Raw genomic sequence first — 18,699 nt, 5'->3', positions numbered from 1 at the left:
GACTAATTCCTTTAGATGTAATATTTTGAAGTGTGATTATAACAAAAGAGTCTTTGTAATGCAAGCACTATCAATATAGTTGAGTCAAAAAGACTAAACTAGTATTTGATACGTGTTAAATAGAGGCCATTATGGGGAGCGATATCGGTGGAGTGGCGCTTGATGCCGCTCAGCTGTTCGATCAGCTGCTCTTTGGTCGCTTTGCCTGCGGAGATGCGGAGTAAAAAACCGACCATAAGGCGGATCTGGGAGCGCAAAAATCCGTTACCTTCAAAAACAAGGATGAAATATCCTCGGTGGCTGTAAGCGTAGGCGCGGTAGATGATACGGGTGAAATGATCCATATCATTGCCGCTTTTTTTGAAGAGTTCGAAATTATGGGTCCCTACGAAACACCCGATTGCATCGGTAATGATCTCACGGTTGAGCTGGGGGATGAAAGAGACAAAATTGTCTTCAAACGGGTTACCGACTCCCTCTTTGATAATATAGCGGTAAACCCGTTTTTTGGCAGAGTAACGGGCGTGAAATTCACTCTCTACAAACTCTATTCGTCGGATACGGATGGAGGCGGGGAGCTGCATATTGAGCATTTCGGTGAGACGCTGTAAATCGTGCCAATAAAGGGGGAGATCGAGATGCATCACCTGATGGGTGGCGTGAACACCCCGATCGGTTCGCCCTGAGCCTTTGGGTGCGGTATGGATTTTGAGCCGTTTAAGGGCGATCAGAAGAGTTCCTATAACGGTTTCGTGCGTTGTGGGCTGCTGTTGGGATCCCATAAATGCAGAGCCGTTGTAGCTCATAGTGATTTTGACTCGATTCAAAACCGTTTACCTACCAAATTACGATAAAAAAGGTAGGTGCCGATCATCCACAAAAGGGCAACAACCCAGATGGTGTGAAAGCCGATCGCTTGGTAGGCAATAATGGCCGCCGAATAAAAAATAATGATTGAGACAAAGAGCCACAGGTATATCCACCGCTTTTGATGCCGGGCATGGACGATTCCCAATGCAATGATCAGGAAGATAGAGATAAAAGGGAAGAGACTAAGGAGGGTATTGGTTACGATACGCTGATTTTTACGCTCACGCAATTCGTTATTCGTCCAATAATCGATGGTATTTCGATAGACCGTCAGATCTGTGGTGAGCATATCATTGATATAGGCGGTTTTAAAAAGCATTTGCTTGAGCTTTTGGTCGTTATAGCTGAAACTCTCTCCATCGGTGAGCCGAAGCTTCAACACCCCTTCGGCATTGACCAACTCGGCTTGTTTGGCGACAATGAGTACTTCGTCTTTCATCTCTTTGTTATACAAGACGACATCGCTGAAAATTCGGTTATTCACATCACTTTTGTTGATGTAGAGCATCCAGTCGCCAAAGTGATGCCCGAATTCCGATGCGGTGAGATTGAATTTGGCTTCGGCCTTTTTTTGATCGATAAAATTGGCAGAGATGACTTTTATGTAGGGGGTTACGACTATGAAATCGACAAAGAGCAAAATTGAGAGGATAAATGCCGGTTTGGCTAATACCTTCGCGATAAAAATAGGTGAAATACCGAGCGAAAAAACGACGACCATTTCATTGTCATTTGACAATCGATAGAGGGTCAGTGCTGCTCCGACGACAAATGCGATCGGAAGGGTATAAAAGAAAAGCTCCGGCAGTACAAACAGGTAGAGTTTTCCCATTTCGAGAACACTGAGTTGGATCACCGATGTGTAGGTAGCCAGTTTGATCATAAAAATTACCGAAGCGATCGAAAACAGCGGCAAAAATATCGAGAAAAAGAGTATCGATAAATTCGATAAGATATAGTGGCGTAATTTATCCATATAACCCCGCCATATAAGCACTCACATAGGTGTCAAACATCAAAATAATCCAGGTTGCCATGGCTAAAAAGGGGATGAACGGGAGCTGTTTGGATTCATCGGTCTCATTTCGGGTCAGCAGCAGTGCAGGAAGAGCCAAAACTGCTGAGAGAAAAATGGCAGCGAGGGCGAGTTGTACCCCAAGCAATGCCCCCATGGTCGCGGCGATCATAATATCGGCTTCTCCCATGGCCTCTTTTTTGATGGCGTAGGAGAGGTAAAAACGAAGGAGGGTAAATCCCCCCGCAAACAGTAAGGCATTGGTAAAATTGTACCCGAGCTGCCCCAAGCTGCTTACACTGAGGATGGCAAGGGTGAGGGCGGTGAGATTGATGCTGTCCGGAACCATTTTGTATCGAAAATCGATAACGGAGAGGGCAAGGAGCATGTCAAAGACCAGAGCAACGGTGAGGGCTTGGAGGTTAATGCCGAGTTTTAATGCACTGAAGAGAAAAATCAAGGCACTTAGCGCTTCGATGATTGGATATTGGATAGAAATTTTTTCTCCGCAAAAAGCGCATTTCCCCCGTAAAAAAAGCCATGAGAGGATCGGTATATTGTGCCAAATCCGTAAAGGGGTGTTACAGCTCATACAGTGCGAAGCGGGGAAAGAGACACTTTCATCTCTCGGGGTCCGGAGTATGAGGACATTGAGAAATGACCCGACGGCAGCCCCCAGGATTCCTACGACAATCATTTCCATCAATTGATTCCTCCAAAGCGTCTCTCAACGGTTTTAAATTTTCTGATTATATCGTTTAACTCATTTTCGCTAAAATCGGGCCAAAGGGTATCGGTAAAAAACAGCTCCGCATACGCCGATTGCCAGAGTAAAAAATTGGACAGTCGGTTGTCTCCCCCGGTGCGGATAAGCAGATCCACATCGCTTGGGCAATCGAGGGCTTGCGTCAGCGATTCGGTGGTGATAGGTGCATTTGCTTCGCAGAGTTGGTTCGCCGCTCGGACGATTTCATCTTGCCCGCCGTAGTTGAGTGCGAGGCTCTGAACCAGTCCGGTGCAATGCTCAGTCGCTTCACGGACATGGGTAATGGTTTTGCGCAGGGACGAGGAGAAAAGGGATAGATCGCCGATCGGTTCAAAACGGATGTTCCCCTCCAGATAAGTGGGGAGTTCGTTTTTAAGATATTTTTCGAGAAGTTTCATCAAAAACTCGACTTCGAGTTTGGGGCGCTTCCAGTTTTCGGTACTGAAGGCATAGAGGGTTAGTCGTTCAATTTCGGGGTGGGTGGCACAGTAGGTTGTGATGGTGCGAACCACTTCAGCCCCTTTTTCATGTCCGAATGTGCGGGTTTTACCTTTGCTCTCAGCCCATCGGCCGTTTCCGTCCATTATGATGGCGATATGGCGAGGCTGATTGCTCATACCGACTCGGCTTGCGCTAAGATGTGAAAAGCAACGCTCAGCTTATCGGCTTTAGGGAGCCGTGTATTTCGGGATGGGGTGATAAAATCAATAAGATTGGAATCACCGCCAAAAGGGTTTGTTTCATCGATGACATTGAGACATACCGCATCCACTTTTTTCCGTTCCAATAAATTTTGGGCATTCAAGAGTGCCACGGCGGGATCGGTTTCGGCTTTGAAGGCAACGGTTTTGATCCCCTCTTTATTAAGAGATGCGATAAGATCGGTATTTTGATGCATTTCGATGTTCCAACTCTCTCCCAGCATCTCTTTTTTGAGTTTTCCGCTTTGAGGATGAGTCGGGAGATAATCGCTCACCGCCGCCGCCATAAACAAAAAGGGCTCTTTTTGAATCAAGGCAATCGGTGCATCATGAATAAGGGAAGCTTTGGAGAGTTTCCCTTTTTTGGCAATACGGATAGAGTCGGTAAGATATTCACTCATCTCCGCTGATCCTTCAACATCGATCGTATGGATACTCTTGGGCAAATCACTCTCCCATCGAGTCGCGATCAAGTTGACGTCGGCACCGCGTAAAAAGAGTGCCGTAGCGAGAGCCGATGCCATTTTTCCGCTGGAGAAATTACTGATATATCGGACATCATCGAGCCGTTCAATGGTTCCTCCACCTGTTACGATAACACGGCGATCCTCCCAAAAATCATTTTTGAGGAGAATGCGGGCAGTGTGATAGAAAATTTCCAAAGGTTCGGCCATGGCACCCTCACCGACAACCTGACAGGCTAACTCTTTGGTTTGGGTAGAGAGGATTTCATAGTTGGCAATGGCAAGCATTTTTTGGGAGGCTTGGATCATCGGGTTTTGGATCATATTAGTATTCGCCGAAGGGGCAATAAGTTTGAGTCCCGGAAAGGCTAACGCGCACTGGGTGAGGATCGTGTCTGCGATTCCATTGGCAAGTTTGGCAATCGTATTGGCCGTGGCAGGGGCAATCACCATTACGTCTGCCCAAGCGGAAATCTTGATATGGTTGAAATCATCCGCCCACGATTCATTCTCATCATCGAGAACACGATTACGGCTGAGGGCTTCAAAAGAGAGAGGTGCCACGAATTTTTTCGCTGATGGGGTCATAACTACCCGAACCTCGGCTCCCGCTTTGATGTAAAGACGGAGTAATTCGAGCGATTTGTACGCCGCAATCGACCCTGTCACTCCTAGGAGGATTTTTTTACCCGAGAGAAAATCAGGGGAGATAATCATCATTTCCCTTTTCCGAAAAATTTGGTGAAAAACCCGGCAACTTTTCGGATCGGGGTACGGCTGAGGATGAGAATATCGCTCTCATATTTACCGGATGTTACGGTGGTTCCTGCGGCGATCATGACATTATCGGCAATTTCGACCGGAGCAACAAGCTGGGTATCACTGCCGACGAAAACGTTTTTGCCGATGATCGTTTGGTATTTTTTCACTCCGTCGTAGTTGCAGGTGATGGTTCCCGCACCGATATTGCTCCCCGAATCGATGGTCGCATCGCCTAGATAGCTCAGATGCCCTGCTTTAACCCCCGTGAGGGTCGATTTTTTCACTTCGACGAAGTTTCCAACATGCGTCTCTTCCAATACGCTCTGCGGGCGCAAATGGGCCAATGGACCTACATCGGAGTTTTTAACGATGCTGTCTTCGATAACGCTGTGGGCTTTGATATGGGAGTTTACAATTAGGGTGTTACCGCACAGTCGTGCGCCGTTTTCGACGATACACTCCCCCTCGAACGTCACCCCTTCTTCGATATAAATAGTGTGAGGAAGCTGCATAATGACCCCCTCATCCATCCATCTCTTGCGGAGACGATCCATCATGATTATTTCAGCGTTGGCGAGGTCATTTTTGGAGTTGACCCCTTTGAACTCCACCTCTTCGACGATCAGCGGAGAGATACTTAACCCGTCAGTGCGGGCTAGGGCGATGACGTCGGTGAGGTAATACTCCGCTTGGGCGTTTGCATTGGAGAGACGGGGAATGTACGTTTCTAGGACATGGTGTTTGAACGCATAGACTCCCGCATTAACCGTATTGATCCCTTTTTCAGCATCAGAGGCGTCTTTCTCCTCGACGATTCTTTGGACTCGGTTATTGTCAATGACGACGCGCCCGTAGCCGCTTGGATTTTCGAGTTGAATAACGGACATGACGATGTCGCTATCCTTATTCATAAATGCATCAATTGAGGCTTTGGTCATCAGGGGCATATCGCCATTGAGTACGAGTACGTCGCCGTATTTAGGTTTGACCCCCATCATGGCTCCGCCGGTTCCGGGAAAATTATCGGTATCTTGGGTGATGAAAGTGAGGTTGTCAAAATGGTTTTTCATAGCTGCAATAACGGCATCTTTTTGGTGTGCGACGACGACAATCACATCATCGCTGATCTCACGCGCCGCTTTGATACTGTAGTAGAGCATCTGGCGTCCGCAAATCTCATGAAGTACTTTCGCTTTGGGCGATTTCATCCGGGACCCTTTTCCGGCGGCAAGAATAACGATGGAAAGGTTTTGAGACATTGCGACTCCTCTGATTAATTCGTGTAATTTTATCAGAATTTTCACAAAGGTTATTGATCCGTTAAGCCATGTTGAACGAATCCCATAGAGATTAATCCCTTTTTACCATAAGATTCTTCATTAGCTTAGAGCGTACAAACTCTATTTCTCCCTAGCTGCTTGGCTTTATAGAGTAAATCATCAGTATGTTTATAGATAAGATCACATGTGGAAAGTGGATAATTATTAGAAATAAATAACCCTAAAGAGATAGTAATATAGGGACTTGCACTATTTTTTTCATGTGGTATTGTTAACTTTTCAATATTACTACGTATCGTTTCGGCAAACTCGATTGCGTGGTCTTGCATTTGTGTTTTGAATAAGATCCCGAATTCTTCACCGCCTAATCTGAAACAATAATCATCTGCCCGTCGTAAAGAGTGTTTAATCGTTTCAGCTACTTTAATGAGAGCACTGTCCCCCATTTGATGTCCGTAGGTGTCATTGTAGAGTTTAAAATAATCTATATCAATGAGAATGAAACAGGCAATATCGTTGTTTCGTTTGGCACTTTTAATAAATTTAGGAAAAACTTCATTAAAATATCGTCGATTATAAATCGAGGTTAATCCGTCGGTAATTGAAATCTCTTCTATTTTCTTTTTATCGGTGAGATCGGTTCGAATAGCTGTGTAGCCGTATTTCGTCCCTTCTTCGGTATAGAGGGGGTATATTTTTGAATAAACCCAGTAATAGCTCCCATCTTTCTTTTTATTTTTAAGCTCACCCTCCCATACTTGATCGTTAATCAGCTTTTCCCATATTTCCGAGTAGATCTCTTTCGGCATATCCGGATGTTTCACAATCCGATGATTCTGTCCCATCAATTCTTCTTTTGAATAGCCGGATATGGTACAAAATGCTTCAGATGTATGCGTAATATCTCCTTTCAAATCGGTGCTGGAGGTTATGATGTTTTCATCGATGAGTTTGATATATTTTTTAGTTTCATTTTCCAGCTTTTTAGCTTCTGTTACATTTTTAGTGGTAATTAAAAATCGTTTTTTGTCCGGCATCAATGCTATTGCCATATTGACGATGACCTTTTTCCCATCTTTGACGATACAGGTTTTTTCGAAATTTTCCACAAACCCTTTTTCTATGACTTCGTCGACTATTTTAATCACACGCGGTACATCTTCGGGAACACTAAGACCTGCACAGCTTTTAGTATAGAGTTCATCGACACTGAATCCAGTCATAATAAGATAGGCATTATTGGCATATAAAAAATTGGTTTCTAAATCCGTTATGGTTATTCCGTCTTTGGAAGTAGCGAAAATGGCTTCTAATTCGGCATTCGATTTGTCCAATGCGGAAAGGATTTTTTGAAATCCATAATTTATCACCTGCATAATCAAAACAAACAATACAATGAGCAAAAGGCATAATTCCAATATAGTTTGCTGAAACTCATTGTACAAAATAGTTATATCTTGAATAAAGAGAGCCTTGGCTGTGACTTTGTCTGCAAAGTCATATAAATTAAAAGCATACACATTGTATATACGGTCATTATAGTTGATGGTTTTTGTGATGGTAAAATCGTAATTTATTGTTTTTAAATACCCAAGAATAGATGTATCTCTTAGAGTATTGGACTGAAGATGGTAGTTATGTATTGATAAATTATTTTTACAGCAAGTTGATTGGGCATTTTTTACGAGCAAAGCACCTTCCAAGCCATAAAAGTATCGCATTTCGCGTAATATCTGTTCAGGATTTGAACCAAACTCCAAGGCGCCGATATAATTTTTCTGCATAAAAATAGGGATTGCAAGTCGAAAGCTCAACCCGGTTTGACCTAATTCAAATCCGCTCACCGAACTTTTGCTATGATGTACTTTTGCTATCATCGGACGAATGTCAGCTATGCGGTCACCGTAATGATCAGGTTGATGCATCCGAAGAAAAGATGTTCCATCAGGAAGGTGAAAGTGCATGATTATGAGATAAGGATTTTCTTTTTGGAGCGTTTTCCATCTCCCTTTTGTCAAATCATATAATTTTTCTCTATTGTGTGCAGCAAATGTTTCTCTGACTCCGGGTGAATTTATATTTGCGATTGTTCGGTTGTAATAGAATTCTTTGTGCTTTGCTAGAATTTTTTTATACGATTCATGCATATTTTTATGGAAAGAGTTTTGTGCATTTTCAAGTTTATTTTTTTGATCAATGTAGATGGTGCCCACTAAAATCAGTACAAAGATTGTAAATAAAATACTTACCAACAAAAATGTTTTATTTTTTGCATTTAGTACCATATTTATCCAATCTATTGCTGGTATTTGGAGATTTCTCTAACTTAGTCGATCCATTGTATGAAGCAACTCTTCCATTTTGTTGTCTACGCTTCCTACATAGGTAGTGAGATCCATCATCTCATCCATGTTTTTATTAAGTGATTCACTGTTATCGGTGATTGCCTGAATTAAAATATTTATCGTTGCCGATGTTTCAGCTAGACTTTTTTGTGTCCGTTCAGCGAGCTTTCGCACTTCATCCGCTACAACGGCAAATCCGCGACCGTGTTCACCTGCACGTGCCGCTTCAATAGCGGCATTGAGAGCAAGAAGATTTGTTTGATCGGCGATATCGCCGATTGTGGTCAATATTTGTTTAGTCTCTTGCGCATTTCCGGCTAGTGATTGAAGGTTTCCGGAGAGTTCATGCTCTTTATTAGCAACTCTTTGTATGCGTTCTACGGTTGTATTGATCATTCCGTTAAGTTCAACAAACTCTTTGGCACGTAAAGATTCAATTGTATTTTTAAGCTGCTGGGTATTGTTATTCAATATCTCTTTGGCTTCAATATTTTGCTGTTCCATCGATTGCAATGCGCTACCCAACGCATTGATTTTTTTCAACATTTCAGCCATTTTGCCTTCAACATCAACCTTGGCGCGTGTCGAGAATTTCCCCTCACTTAAGGCTTCTAGCACCGTGATTGCTTGGTCGAGATTTTTTTCAGTCGCATCAAGCATAGCGTTCATTGTTTTTTTCAATAAATGGACATGGGGAGTTTTAGAATCACTCGCAACACGGCACATATAATGTCCTCTGCGAACTTTATCGGCAAGCAGTACCATCTCACCGGCGACTTTGGTGTCCTGTTCCAAAACTTTTTCATGCGTTTGAGCCAAATGGTTCAACTTTTCTTCCATAGTGCCGGGTTCTGCCGGATGCGCTTCCATTTGGTTGCGTTTAAACTGCATTAACTCTTCGAGTTCGCTCAATTGCTGTACCAATACTTTGGAATCTGAGGATGAAGCTACGCTCAAACCTATTGCTGTCCCCATAAGAACCACAATAACACCTCCGCTAATCCACGGAGAACCAATGGTTAGTGTTAATAGTAGACCTACAATCCCTAAACCCGATAAAATAATTAATTTTGTACCGTTATTCATACTGCTGCTGCCTTATCGCATTGTTTTATAAAGCGTTTCCGCTTTTTGGATTTCAGCCGGGGATGCTTTTCGTCGGCAGGACATATATCCCCCTTCACCATCACCGCAAGCGATATTCGGATAAACGGTTGCAAAAACCCAGTAAAATCCGCCGTTTTTTGTGGCATTTTTTACATACCCTTTCCACACTTTTCCGCTTTTGACGGTTTCCCATAAATCCCTGAAAGCCGCTTTGGGCATATCGGGATGGCGGACGATGCTATGCGGCTGCCCCATCAGCTCTTCGAGAGTGTATCCGGCAATTTTGCAAAAGTCTTCATTGGCAAAAAGAATTTTCCCTTTTGAATCGGTCTGAGATACCAAAAAATCGGTATCTTGAAGTATGTGTTCCATCGATTTTTTTCTCCTATGTTTATCGCTGAAAAATATGCAAAGCATAAAATAAACGATTCCAATTATTGAATAAGTAAAGGTTATTTTATCTGCAGGAATGTAAAAGAAGTGTAGTGAATCTTAATCGATACTTATAAGAACGTGTGATTGGCTTTTATGATAAAGAATACCCGACTTTTGGGATAGATCGAATAGTCATCGTCGGAATTTTCGCACGGAGATTTTTCACCAAACATTTGATAGCATTACGGTTGTTTAAAGCAGTTCCGTAGAGTACTTCTTCAATTTCGCTATAGGATACGATCTCTCTTTGATTATCAAGTAATAATTCTAACAGCGTAATCTCCAAGTTAGCCAGTGGAATGGTGTGCTCTCCAATACGAGCAGTTTTACTGGCATAATCATAGAAAGTTTCTTTTGCTTTATTGATGCCGACTTTTGTAGAGTGTTTTTTGATCTCTTTAGTATTCATTTTTTTTAAAAAAGAGTCTATTTTGTCGAATGTAATCGGCTTGAGAATGTATTCTTCCAACTGCAAGGGAATGGCTTGAAGCAAATATTGAATATCGGAATATGCACTTAAGATAACGATCGGTGTAACCTGATCATGTTGCCGAATTTTTTCAATCAATTTTAATCCGTCCAATTTAGGCATTTCGATGTCAGTAAAAATCAAATCAGGCATATACTCTTCATACAAACGCCAGGCTTCTTGCCCATCGTAGGCACTAAGCACTTGTTGGCACTTCTTACTCAGAAATAAAGTGAGATAATCATTGCTTTCTCGATCATCTTCAGCGATTAATATTGTTTTTATCACTTGAGATTACATCCTATTTAGCTGTTTAGCAAGATAAATTATAGTCAATTAATTTTACATACAGCAAAGAGATAGAGATCAAATGACATTTAAAAATTACGTACAGCTAAAAAGGTTAAGATAAAACATGTTTCATTAGAGGTGCTCATAGCACTTATTTTACCGCCGAAATGTTCTTCCACAATTAGTTTAGAAAGATATAAGCCTAGCCCTCGCCCTGTTCCATACGTTTTAGTTGAAAAATAGGGGGTAAATATCGCTTCGAGATGCTCACGAGGGACACCGCCTCCGTTGTCGCATATATTCAGATATATCTCTGTGTCTCTTTGCTCAAGTGTACAGTGTATGAAGGGAGACTCAATATTTTGTTCCATCAAGGCATCATAGGCATTGACCAGCAGATTGAGAATAACTTGTTTGAATTCGTTTTGGGAGCCGTAAATCTGTGCAGTATCGCCATCCATTCTGAACTCGATATTATGAGTGTGTAACTGTGGCAGGAGCTCATTATACACTTCATGAATCATTTGATGAATTGAAAAAGAGTTTTGTGTTGCATCGGGTTTGAAAAAATTACGAAAAGCATCCATGGTTTCTGACATGAAAGCTATTTTTTGCATACTTTTTTGTTTAATATCAGTAAGCATTTTTGGATTTTTATCGCATTCGCCGATCAATACGCTTAGGCTGTCGATGAGGATTGATAAGGCATTGAGCGGTTGTTTCCATTGATGAGAAATGGCACCGATCATGTCGCCCATCATGGCCATTTTTCCTTGTTGAATCAGAAGCTGATTTTGATGTTTTAAAGTACGATTTACATTGTCGAGTTCCACTATGGAGCCTAACTCTTTGTAAAGTTGTACTGCGAGAAGATGAGAGGGATTCCAAGGGATACTTTTCCCTCTTTGCTCAATCGTAAAAGTTTCAAACGATTTTCTCGGACTGATACGTTGTGAATGATTGATAACAGCTGCTTTGTCAGGATTGCCTGCCCATTTTAAAATTTGCACCCACTCACGACGAAACCAGATAATTTCAGTGCGAGGATTATGGGTAATAATGAGGCTTAAAACACCGCTGATCGAATCTGTAAGCAAAATATCACCCAGAGTGTGAGAGACAAAAAGATCGTTTTCATGAAAAGGATCGATCAAGCTTGAAAGTTCCCTGATATAGGCATGCGGGGGTACTGTTCCAAATACCGAACACTCGCTGTTTTGAAGCAAACATACCCCATCGCTCTCCATCGCTTCGAGCCATGATGAGCCAAGGGAAGTGAATGCTGTATGAAGATCGGATTGATCGGTGAGTGTTTGGAAAGCCTCTTTAAGAACGGAATAACGGTTTTTAAGACGGAAAAACAGTTGGGAGGACTCATTGGAAAGTCTTTCCTGAATGAGAGCGTTAAAAAGTCCTATAAACATCTCGCAATAGTGTCGTATGGTATATGCAAGGGGCAGCGGAGAGGGATGATGACACGCAAAAAGACCCCATAGCTTTCCATCGACGATAATTGAGAGACTCATGGAAGACGCAACATCCATATTTCGAAGATATTCGAGATGGATTGGCGATACGCTGCGCAGAGTGCTTTGACTCATATCGATCGGTTCACTTACAATGCTTTGGAGCGGAACCGGAACGTATGTGGCATTAGGGATGTAACGGATCAGATTGTTTCGATAGAGTTCTCGAGCCTGTGCGGGAATATCACCGGCCGGAAAATGGTGATTGAGATACGATTCCATAGGGGCGGTATTGGCTTCTGCGTTTACCCATCCGTTAAAATCTTTATCAAATCGGTAGGACATTACACGGCCAAAACCACTGAGGCGCTGCAAGGCTTGTGCTCCAGAAAGGCATAATTCATCGATTGAAGAGGTGTTTGTCAAGCCAATAGTTTCATTGACAAGAGATTGCGCCAGTGTGTCGGGAAAGAGATCGGCATTTAAGGCGGGTTCGGCTTCCAGAATAAGGGATGTATTATCGCGATGCATAGAAAAGATATAAAGAGACGACTCAATGGTGAAAATTTTCGGCAAAGGTTTAGCCGCATTTTGCTCTTCTTGCAACCACTGATGCAGAAAAGGGAAAAAAGTGTATAGCGACTGTGAGAGAATCTGTTGGGTGGAAAAAGTAAAAAAGTGATCGATATTGCTGCTTGCCGCGACAATGGTCATTGTCTTTATATCAACGGATAGAAAAAAACCGTGAGGCTGAATGGCTGAGGGAATGTGGATAGGCTCTTTGTCACATTCATTTAAATCTTGATTATTCAGTGTCATGGAAAATTTCCTCCAGTATTTCAAAAGCACGTACGGCGCCAGTTACAATTTCTTGGCGGATCGGTTCATTGTTATGTTGCTCCAGCAAGTCGATAAAGTTAATCCATTGCATCTCGGTATTTTCGCCATAGCCTTTTAGATATCGCATTGGCAGATGAGGTGCTTTTTTTTCAAGAAGAGCTGATAAAAATGCTCCCCCCTTTCGGGAACCTTCTAATACATAAAGCAGTCCGATTGCTTTACCTAGAGTGTCAAAATCTTCGAAGTATTCCGTATCAGTCGGTTCGAGAGTGATTCCTAAATCCATCAAATCATCTTGGAGCAAATGGATACGGCATCGTTGTGACATTTCAAATCCGTACGAATCGCCGAGCACGGATAACAGTTTCTTTTCACCTGAACGGCTGAAAAGTGCAAGATTTCCAAGGAGCCATCGGTACGGTTCATCCAAAGATTCATTATTGATAATGGCATGCATAAATGGATTGTCTTCTATACGTTGATGCAACGGGCGAGTTTCAGAAAAAAGTGTTTGTTGTAGAGAAGCCATTAATGAAAAATCCTTGGTAATTTAAAATATTATTAGACAGTTGTGACGTTAAATTAAATTTTTAAATAGAGATAATATCGTTTTTTAAATTTTTTATATATTTTAAAAAAGTTTTATAAAATTAGTCTTGGTGTAGGTTAAATGAAGTTTGGAATGATCCTAAAATACAACCGTTGGCAAAAGCTTCACGTACAGAGAGTGAGGCTGGATGTATTGCATTCCCAAAAAAATAACAAAATCTTTCTTGAAATTTAATCAAGATACACCCCTAGGTTGTGGTAATATCGCCTCATTAAAACTACAAAATATTTGCATGGAGATTCGTTTGGGTCGTTTAGTATTTTTGCTCTTGATGATCCCTTTTGCTTTATGGGCCGCTGACCCGCAGGTTCCGGCGATGAATTTCAATCTCACAGCCCCTGAAAATCCGCAGGAAGTCGTAAGCTCGCTGAATGTGCTGCTTATGCTCACGATTCTCTTTCTAGCTCCGAGTCTCGTTCTTGTGATGACTACCTTTACCCGATTTGTTATCGTATTTGGATTTTTGCGTCAGGCTTTGGGGACACAGCAAGTCCCCCCGACGCAGTTGTTGGTTATGCTCGCTCTTATCCTGACCGTCTTTGTTATGGAACCGGTCGCGACCAAAGCGTATGATGAGGGGATCAAGCCCTACAGCGAAAGCAAGATTTCCTACGATGAAGCATTTACGAAAACGACCGATCCGTTCAAAAACTTCATGGTGCGCAATACCCGTGAAAAAGATTTGGCCCTCTTTTTACGGATTCGTCATATGGAAAATCCTCAATCCATTAAAGAGGTCCCCTTAACAATTGTGATCCCTGCATTCGTCATCAGCGAGCTTAAAACGGCGTTTGAGATAGGATTTTTGCTCTTCTTGCCCTTTTTGGTTATCGATATGGTTGTCGCCTCCATCTTGATGTCGATGGGAATGATGATGCTCCCCCCTGTTATGATCTCGATGCCGTTTAAAATCCTCGTTTTTGTCATGGTGGACGGATGGAATTTGCTGATCGGCAATCTGATCGCCAGCGTAAAATAAAAAACAAGGTTTTATAAGTGCAGTGTGAGTATTTCGGGATTTGTGGCAGTTGTCGAGACTATGCTGAGGGGTATGAGGGACAATTGTCCCGTAAACTTTCGTCGGTACGTGAGATGTTCGCCCACTTTTATGAGGGTGAAATTAAAGTTGCTCAATCTCCTGCAGATCACTATCGCTCCCGCGCGGAATTTAAAATCTATCACAATGACGGGGTCATTTCCTACGCGATGAGCCGACTGGATCGTCAAGGTGCTGTGATGATCAACCAATGTTCGATTGTTTCACCGCTCATCGTATCGGTGATGGAGCGGTTGTTGATGGAAGTGGCTGATTTGGAGATAGGGCATAAGCTTTTTGGGGTTGATTTTCTCTCTTCATCAAGCGGTGAAGTATGTGTAAGCCTTTTGTACCATCGGCCATTGGATGAAGAGTGGAAAACCAAAGCATTAGTATTGCAGGAGCGTTTGGGGGTGTATCTCATCGGTCGAAGCCGCAGACAAAAGATGGTTTTATCCCAAGATTATGTTACGGAACATTTGAAGATTGATGGGCACGTGTACCGTTATGTCCATATCGAAAACAGTTTTACTCAGCCCAATGCCTCAGTAAATGAACAGATGATCGAATGGTCACTTGCCCAGTTGGAGGGTATCGGGGGTGATTTACTCGAACTCTATTGCGGCGCGGGGAATTTTACTATACCGTTTGCATCCAAATTTGATTCCGTATTGGCCACGGAGATTTCCAAAGCCTCTATCCTTGCTGCAAAACAAAATATGGAGTTAAACGGGGTACATAATATCGATTTTGTCCGCCTCAGCGCAGAAGAGTTCACCCAAGCGCTTGACGGTACTCGCGAGTTTCGCCGTTTAGAGGGGCTTGATGTAACCCATTATCACCTCAAAACCCTTTTTGTCGATCCTCCGCGTGCAGGACTGGGAGAAGAGCCGTGTGCATTTGCTTCGCGGTTTGACCATGTGCTCTATATTTCGTGCAATCCAGAAACACTGTTACGGGATTTGGAATTGCTCTCCTCCACCCATACGGTTGCGGCGATGGCAGCGTTCGATCAATTTCCTTATACTCATCACTTAGAGATGGGCGTAAAACTTATTAGAAAAGGGCTGACATGAGAGGATTGTTTATCAGCGTGTTAGCAGCGGGGTATCTGTACGGGGCATCAGAACCTCAAAGCATTCTTGGTGAAGTCGCTAAACTGCGTCAAAAATACGAAGAGTGCCGGCAAGGTCAGAGTGCCGTTTTAGGTATTGAGCCGAAGCTTTATCAGCAATGCGAAGCAGAGCGTAAAGATGCGACCGGAAAACTAAACGGATATCAAAGCCGTATAGCTTCGTTGGAGACGCAGATTAAGGAAAACAATGCCGCTCTTACGCGCCTTGAAACACAAAGCCGTGATTTAAATCATGAGCTTTCCCAAAAAATCGGCATTATCAAAAATATGGAACAGATGCTGACATCACGTGATAAACAGTATCGTGAAGCAGTAACGCAAAACGAGAGTTTACGGCAAAATATTAATACGGTAAAAGTAAGTAAAATTGAGCGAGAGAGTCTAAAAAGTGCCCTTGCAACTCTCAAAGAGGAGAAAGATGAACTTACGCGCAAGTTGAATAAAGCCGTTGCAGCGCATCCGGCTGCCGATGCCAGCGTGAAGCTTCAAACGATGCAAGCCGATCTCTCAAAAGCACAAGCGACAATAGCACGATTGCAAAGTGCCCCTACCCAAGCCGTATTAGCAGAAAAAGTGGTCTATAAAGACCGTCCGGTGATTCAAGAGAAGATTGTGACGAAAGTGGTCGAACCGACCGAGAAAATCAAAGCACTGCAAAGTGAACTCTCTGCTGCTCAAACCGTTATTGCTAATTTAAAGAGTACCTCCGGTGCAAAAGTGATCTATAAAGACCGTGTCGTGACACAGGAAAAAGTGGTTTACAAAGATCGTCCGGTGATTCAAGAGAAGGTAGTTTATAAAGACCGTCCCGTCGTTCAAGAGAAGATTGTGACCAAAGTGGTCGAGCCGACGGAGAAAATAAAAGCGCTGCAAAGTGAACTTGCCACCGCTCAAACGACCATTGCCAATTTGAAAAACGCTCCGGCAAAAGTGGTCATTAAAGAGAAAATCGTCCCACAAGAGAAAGTGGTTTATCAAGATCGTATCGTGACGCAGGAAAAAGTGGTTTACAAAGACCGTCCCGTCGTTCAAGAGAAGATTGTGACCAAAGTGGTCGAGCCGACGGAGAAAATCAAAGCGCTGCAAAGTGAACTTGCCACCGCTCAAACGACCATTGCCAATTTGAAAAACGCTCCGGCAAAAGTGGTCATTAAAGAGAAAATCGTCCCGCAAGAGAAAGTGGTTTATCAAGATCGCATTGTGACACAGGAAAAAGTGGTTTACAAAGACCGTCCGGTGATTCAAGAGAAGGTAGTTTATAAAGACCGTCCAGTTGTTCAAGAGAAGATTGTGACCAAAGTGGATGAATCCGCTCGCCGCCAGATCGATAAACTTTCCTTGGAGTTAGAACGTCAAAAAAGCAAGCTTGCTAAAGCTGTAATTCCTCCTCAGCCTAAACCGGTAGTTGTTAGAGCAGTCGCAGTTGCCGCACCTCAAACTGCCACGAAATTAACGGCGAAAAGTGTTACGGTACCGGAGAGTGCTAAAAAAACAGTTCCTCCGGTTTCAGCAAAACCTATCGCGTCAACTTCTACTCCTCCTGCTCCGAAAAAAAGGGGATCATCCGCCTATCGTATGGCAACCAATGCACCGATATACACGGCTCCCGGCGGAGCTCAGGTCGATACATGGGAAGAACGCCGATCTTTCACAGCGGGAAGTCCGTCAAACGGATGGGTACATATTACAGGGTACTTTGTCAATCGAGTGTGGACAGCGACGCGTGAGGATGAGAATTTGTGGGTAAAAGAGAGCGACGTTATCAAAAGATAAACTAATCAAGTCAAGGAGTGAATATGGATCGTCAAAGAGACACGGTATCTCCTGATATTAAAAGTTTGATCTTACTTTGCGTGTGTATTTTTTATCCATATTGGGCAAAGGCCGCTGAATATGTGGCGGACAGTAATCTCAGCGGTGAAAAATATTTTAATGAACATGTGTATGACAAGGCACTCCCGTTGCTTGAAGAGGAAGCAAATAAAGGGATCAAGCCTTCTATCTATCGTCTTGCCTATATGTATCAAAACGGCCTCGGTGTCGGGGTTAATTATAAAAAAGCGGCATTTTGGTTTCAGCAGGCTGCTTCAGAGTACAGCTATACCTTGACAGCAGAAACGGAAGAAAAAAAAGAAAAAAAATCTTTTTTTGAGAGTCTTCATGATCAGATGAATCCTGCTACCAACAAAGAGGGTACCGCCAATATATTGCGTCATATAGATACCAATACCTCCGAAACAGCTACCTTAGTGGACTCAATTCTTTACGGAGACTTCTTCGGACTGCGTCCGTATGAAACCAATTTTATTTTGCCGATCGGTTATTCGACCCATAAGTATCCGCATCCCTCATCTACTACCCCTCCTAATAACAATGCCGTTCAGCAAGATCAATACAGTAACACGGAAGCAGAATTTCAGATCAGTCTGACAAAAATGCTTATGTATAATCTTTTCGGCTGGAACGAAAATCTCAATTTTGCCTACACCCAAAAAGTGTGGTGGCAGAGCTACAGCAATTCGGCCCCTTTTCGTGAGACATTGTATTCGCCTGAAATTTTTATCGAATTTCCTGTATCGGGAGCAGTCAATGATATATACGGCCTGAAAGTTGCGCAATTGGGTTTTCTGCATGAATCAAACGGGCAGGACGGTTACCGTTCACGCTCTTGGAATCGCCTTTATCTTAGAGGGATGTGGCAGTGGGACAACCTTTTTCTCTCTACCCGTGTGTGGTATAAAATTCCTGAAAAGAAAAAATACAACGGATATTATGAGGGTGCCGTTAACCCAATATCGGGAACGTATGAGCCAAACTATCCGGGTGATGACAATCCGAATATTCAAGACTATCTCGGATACGGCGATATCACAATTAAATATCTGTACGAAAAACATGAAATCGGTGCATTGTTTCGCAATAATCTGAGTATTGGGGGAAAAAATAGGGGAGCAATCGATCTACACTGGTCGTACCCATTTTTAAATTCAGAAAATACGTTTTGGTATGTCAAGTTTTTTAATGGGTACGGAGAAAGTTTGATCGATTATGACCGGTCTGTCACTAAAGTGTTATTTGGCTTTTCTTTCTCCCGAGAGTGGTTTTGA

The 18,699-nt window shown here is 42.9% G+C and carries 16 protein-coding genes and 1 pseudogene; 4 read left to right on the top strand and 13 right to left on the bottom strand.

The window, feature by feature from the left end:
- Positions 1 to 98: 98 nt before the first annotated feature.
- From truA to WC407_RS05855, 13 genes and pseudogenes are all read right to left on the bottom strand, one after another.
- Positions 99 to 827, bottom strand: coding sequence for a tRNA pseudouridine(38-40) synthase TruA (gene truA / locus WC407_RS05915; protein WP_373021674.1), 729 nt, complete (start codon positions 825 to 827; stop codon positions 99 to 101).
- On the bottom strand, positions 824 to 1,846 hold the full coding sequence (locus WC407_RS05910; protein ID WP_373021673.1) for an LptF/LptG family permease: 1,023 nt from the start codon (positions 1,844 to 1,846) through the stop codon (positions 824 to 826). The genes truA and WC407_RS05910 overlap by 4 nt, the downstream gene beginning before the upstream one ends.
- A complete protein-coding gene (locus tag WC407_RS05905) occupies positions 1,839 to 2,588 on the bottom strand; it encodes an A24 family peptidase (protein WP_373021672.1) in 750 nt (249 codons plus the stop codon). Before WC407_RS05905 ends, WC407_RS05910 begins: the two co-directional genes overlap by 8 nt.
- Positions 2,588 to 3,268: a di-trans,poly-cis-decaprenylcistransferase gene (locus WC407_RS05900; RefSeq protein WP_373021671.1), complete on the bottom strand. Its 681-nt coding sequence runs from the start codon at positions 3,266 to 3,268 to the stop codon at positions 2,588 to 2,590. The genes WC407_RS05905 and WC407_RS05900 overlap by 1 nt, the downstream gene beginning before the upstream one ends.
- Positions 3,265 to 4,533 (bottom strand): bifunctional phosphopantothenoylcysteine decarboxylase/phosphopantothenate--cysteine ligase CoaBC, encoded by a 1,269-nt coding sequence (gene coaBC / locus WC407_RS05895; protein WP_373021670.1) that lies wholly within the window; start codon positions 4,531 to 4,533, stop codon positions 3,265 to 3,267. Before coaBC ends, WC407_RS05900 begins: the two co-directional genes overlap by 4 nt.
- On the bottom strand, positions 4,533 to 5,837 hold the full coding sequence (glmU, locus tag WC407_RS05890) for a bifunctional UDP-N-acetylglucosamine diphosphorylase/glucosamine-1-phosphate N-acetyltransferase GlmU (protein ID WP_373021669.1): 1,305 nt from the start codon (positions 5,835 to 5,837) through the stop codon (positions 4,533 to 4,535). The genes coaBC and glmU overlap by 1 nt, the downstream gene beginning before the upstream one ends.
- 125 nt (positions 5,838 to 5,962) lie before the next feature.
- Entirely contained in the window at positions 5,963 to 8,143 is a 2,181-nt protein-coding gene (locus WC407_RS05885; RefSeq protein WP_373021668.1) for a diguanylate cyclase, read from the bottom strand.
- Positions 8,144 to 8,179: 36 nt separating this feature from the next.
- Positions 8,180 to 8,707: a methyl-accepting chemotaxis protein gene (locus tag WC407_RS05880; RefSeq protein WP_373022062.1), complete on the bottom strand. Its 528-nt coding sequence runs from the start codon at positions 8,705 to 8,707 to the stop codon at positions 8,180 to 8,182.
- 15 nt (positions 8,708 to 8,722) lie between these two features.
- Positions 8,723 to 8,863 (bottom strand): annotated as a pseudogene (locus WC407_RS05875) (chemotaxis protein); the annotation flags it as partial.
- Positions 8,864 to 9,301: 438 nt separating this feature from the next.
- Positions 9,302 to 9,682: a PAS domain-containing protein gene (locus WC407_RS05870; protein ID WP_373021667.1), complete on the bottom strand. Its 381-nt coding sequence runs from the start codon at positions 9,680 to 9,682 to the stop codon at positions 9,302 to 9,304.
- A gap of 154 nt (positions 9,683 to 9,836) precedes the next feature.
- The gene (locus WC407_RS05865) at positions 9,837 to 10,502 is read right to left on the bottom strand and encodes a response regulator transcription factor (protein ID WP_373021666.1); all 666 of its coding nucleotides are present in this window, start codon (positions 10,500 to 10,502) and stop codon (positions 9,837 to 9,839) included.
- A gap of 89 nt (positions 10,503 to 10,591) precedes the next feature.
- On the bottom strand, positions 10,592 to 12,790 hold the full coding sequence (locus WC407_RS05860; RefSeq protein ID WP_373021665.1) for an ATP-binding protein: 2,199 nt from the start codon (positions 12,788 to 12,790) through the stop codon (positions 10,592 to 10,594).
- Positions 12,777 to 13,340, bottom strand: coding sequence for a biliverdin-producing heme oxygenase (locus WC407_RS05855; protein WP_373021664.1), 564 nt, complete (start codon positions 13,338 to 13,340; stop codon positions 12,777 to 12,779). The genes WC407_RS05860 and WC407_RS05855 overlap by 14 nt, the downstream gene beginning before the upstream one ends.
- A gap of 352 nt (positions 13,341 to 13,692) precedes the next feature.
- Between WC407_RS05855 and fliP the strand changes: the two genes are divergently transcribed.
- From fliP to WC407_RS05835, 4 genes are read left to right on the top strand one after another with little or no spacing between them, the layout of a single operon-like run.
- Positions 13,693 to 14,400: a flagellar type III secretion system pore protein FliP gene (gene fliP / locus WC407_RS05850; protein ID WP_373022061.1), complete on the top strand. Its 708-nt coding sequence runs from the start codon at positions 13,693 to 13,695 to the stop codon at positions 14,398 to 14,400.
- Positions 14,401 to 14,417: 17 nt separating this feature from the next.
- Positions 14,418 to 15,533, top strand: coding sequence for a tRNA (uridine(54)-C5)-methyltransferase TrmA (gene trmA, locus WC407_RS05845; RefSeq protein WP_373021663.1), 1,116 nt, complete (start codon positions 14,418 to 14,420; stop codon positions 15,531 to 15,533).
- Positions 15,530 to 17,365, top strand: coding sequence for a hypothetical protein (locus WC407_RS05840; protein WP_373021662.1), 1,836 nt, complete (start codon positions 15,530 to 15,532; stop codon positions 17,363 to 17,365). Before trmA ends, WC407_RS05840 begins: the two co-directional genes overlap by 4 nt.
- A gap of 23 nt (positions 17,366 to 17,388) precedes the next feature.
- Entirely contained in the window at positions 17,389 to 18,699 is a 1,311-nt protein-coding gene (locus WC407_RS05835) for a phospholipase A (protein WP_373021661.1), read from the top strand.

The sequence above is a fragment of the Sulfuricurvum sp. genome, from assembly GCF_041651515.1.
Taxonomy (GTDB): domain Bacteria; phylum Campylobacterota; class Campylobacteria; order Campylobacterales; family Sulfurimonadaceae; genus Sulfuricurvum.
The sequence above is the reverse complement of the archived record's forward strand: the minus strand, read 5'-3'. Positions and strand labels throughout refer to the sequence as shown.

Coding starts and splice junctions, on each gene's coding strand:
- fliP (WP_373022061.1), top strand. CDS start 13,693: ATGATCCCTTTTGCTTTATGGGCCGCTGACCCGCAGGTTCCGGCGATG.
- WC407_RS05835 (WP_373021661.1), top strand. CDS start 17,389: ATGGATCGTCAAAGAGACACGGTATCTCCTGATATTAAAAGTTTGATC.
- glmU (WP_373021669.1), bottom strand. CDS start 5,837: ATGTCTCAAAACCTTTCCATCGTTATTCTTGCCGCCGGAAAAGGGTCC.
- WC407_RS05860 (WP_373021665.1), bottom strand. CDS start 12,790: ATGACACTGAATAATCAAGATTTAAATGAATGTGACAAAGAGCCTATC.
- WC407_RS05905 (WP_373021672.1), bottom strand. CDS start 2,588: ATGGAAATGATTGTCGTAGGAATCCTGGGGGCTGCCGTCGGGTCATTT.
- WC407_RS05910 (WP_373021673.1), bottom strand. CDS start 1,846: ATGGATAAATTACGCCACTATATCTTATCGAATTTATCGATACTCTTT.
- WC407_RS05855 (WP_373021664.1), bottom strand. CDS start 13,340: ATGGCTTCTCTACAACAAACACTTTTTTCTGAAACTCGCCCGTTGCAT.
- WC407_RS05840 (WP_373021662.1), top strand. CDS start 15,530: ATGAGAGGATTGTTTATCAGCGTGTTAGCAGCGGGGTATCTGTACGGG.
- WC407_RS05900 (WP_373021671.1), bottom strand. CDS start 3,268: ATGAGCAATCAGCCTCGCCATATCGCCATCATAATGGACGGAAACGGC.
- coaBC (WP_373021670.1), bottom strand. CDS start 4,533: ATGATTATCTCCCCTGATTTTCTCTCGGGTAAAAAAATCCTCCTAGGA.
- WC407_RS05870 (WP_373021667.1), bottom strand. CDS start 9,682: ATGGAACACATACTTCAAGATACCGATTTTTTGGTATCTCAGACCGAT.
- WC407_RS05880 (WP_373022062.1), bottom strand. CDS start 8,707: ATGGAACAGCAAAATATTGAAGCCAAAGAGATATTGAATAACAATACC.
- WC407_RS05885 (WP_373021668.1), bottom strand. CDS start 8,143: ATGGTACTAAATGCAAAAAATAAAACATTTTTGTTGGTAAGTATTTTA.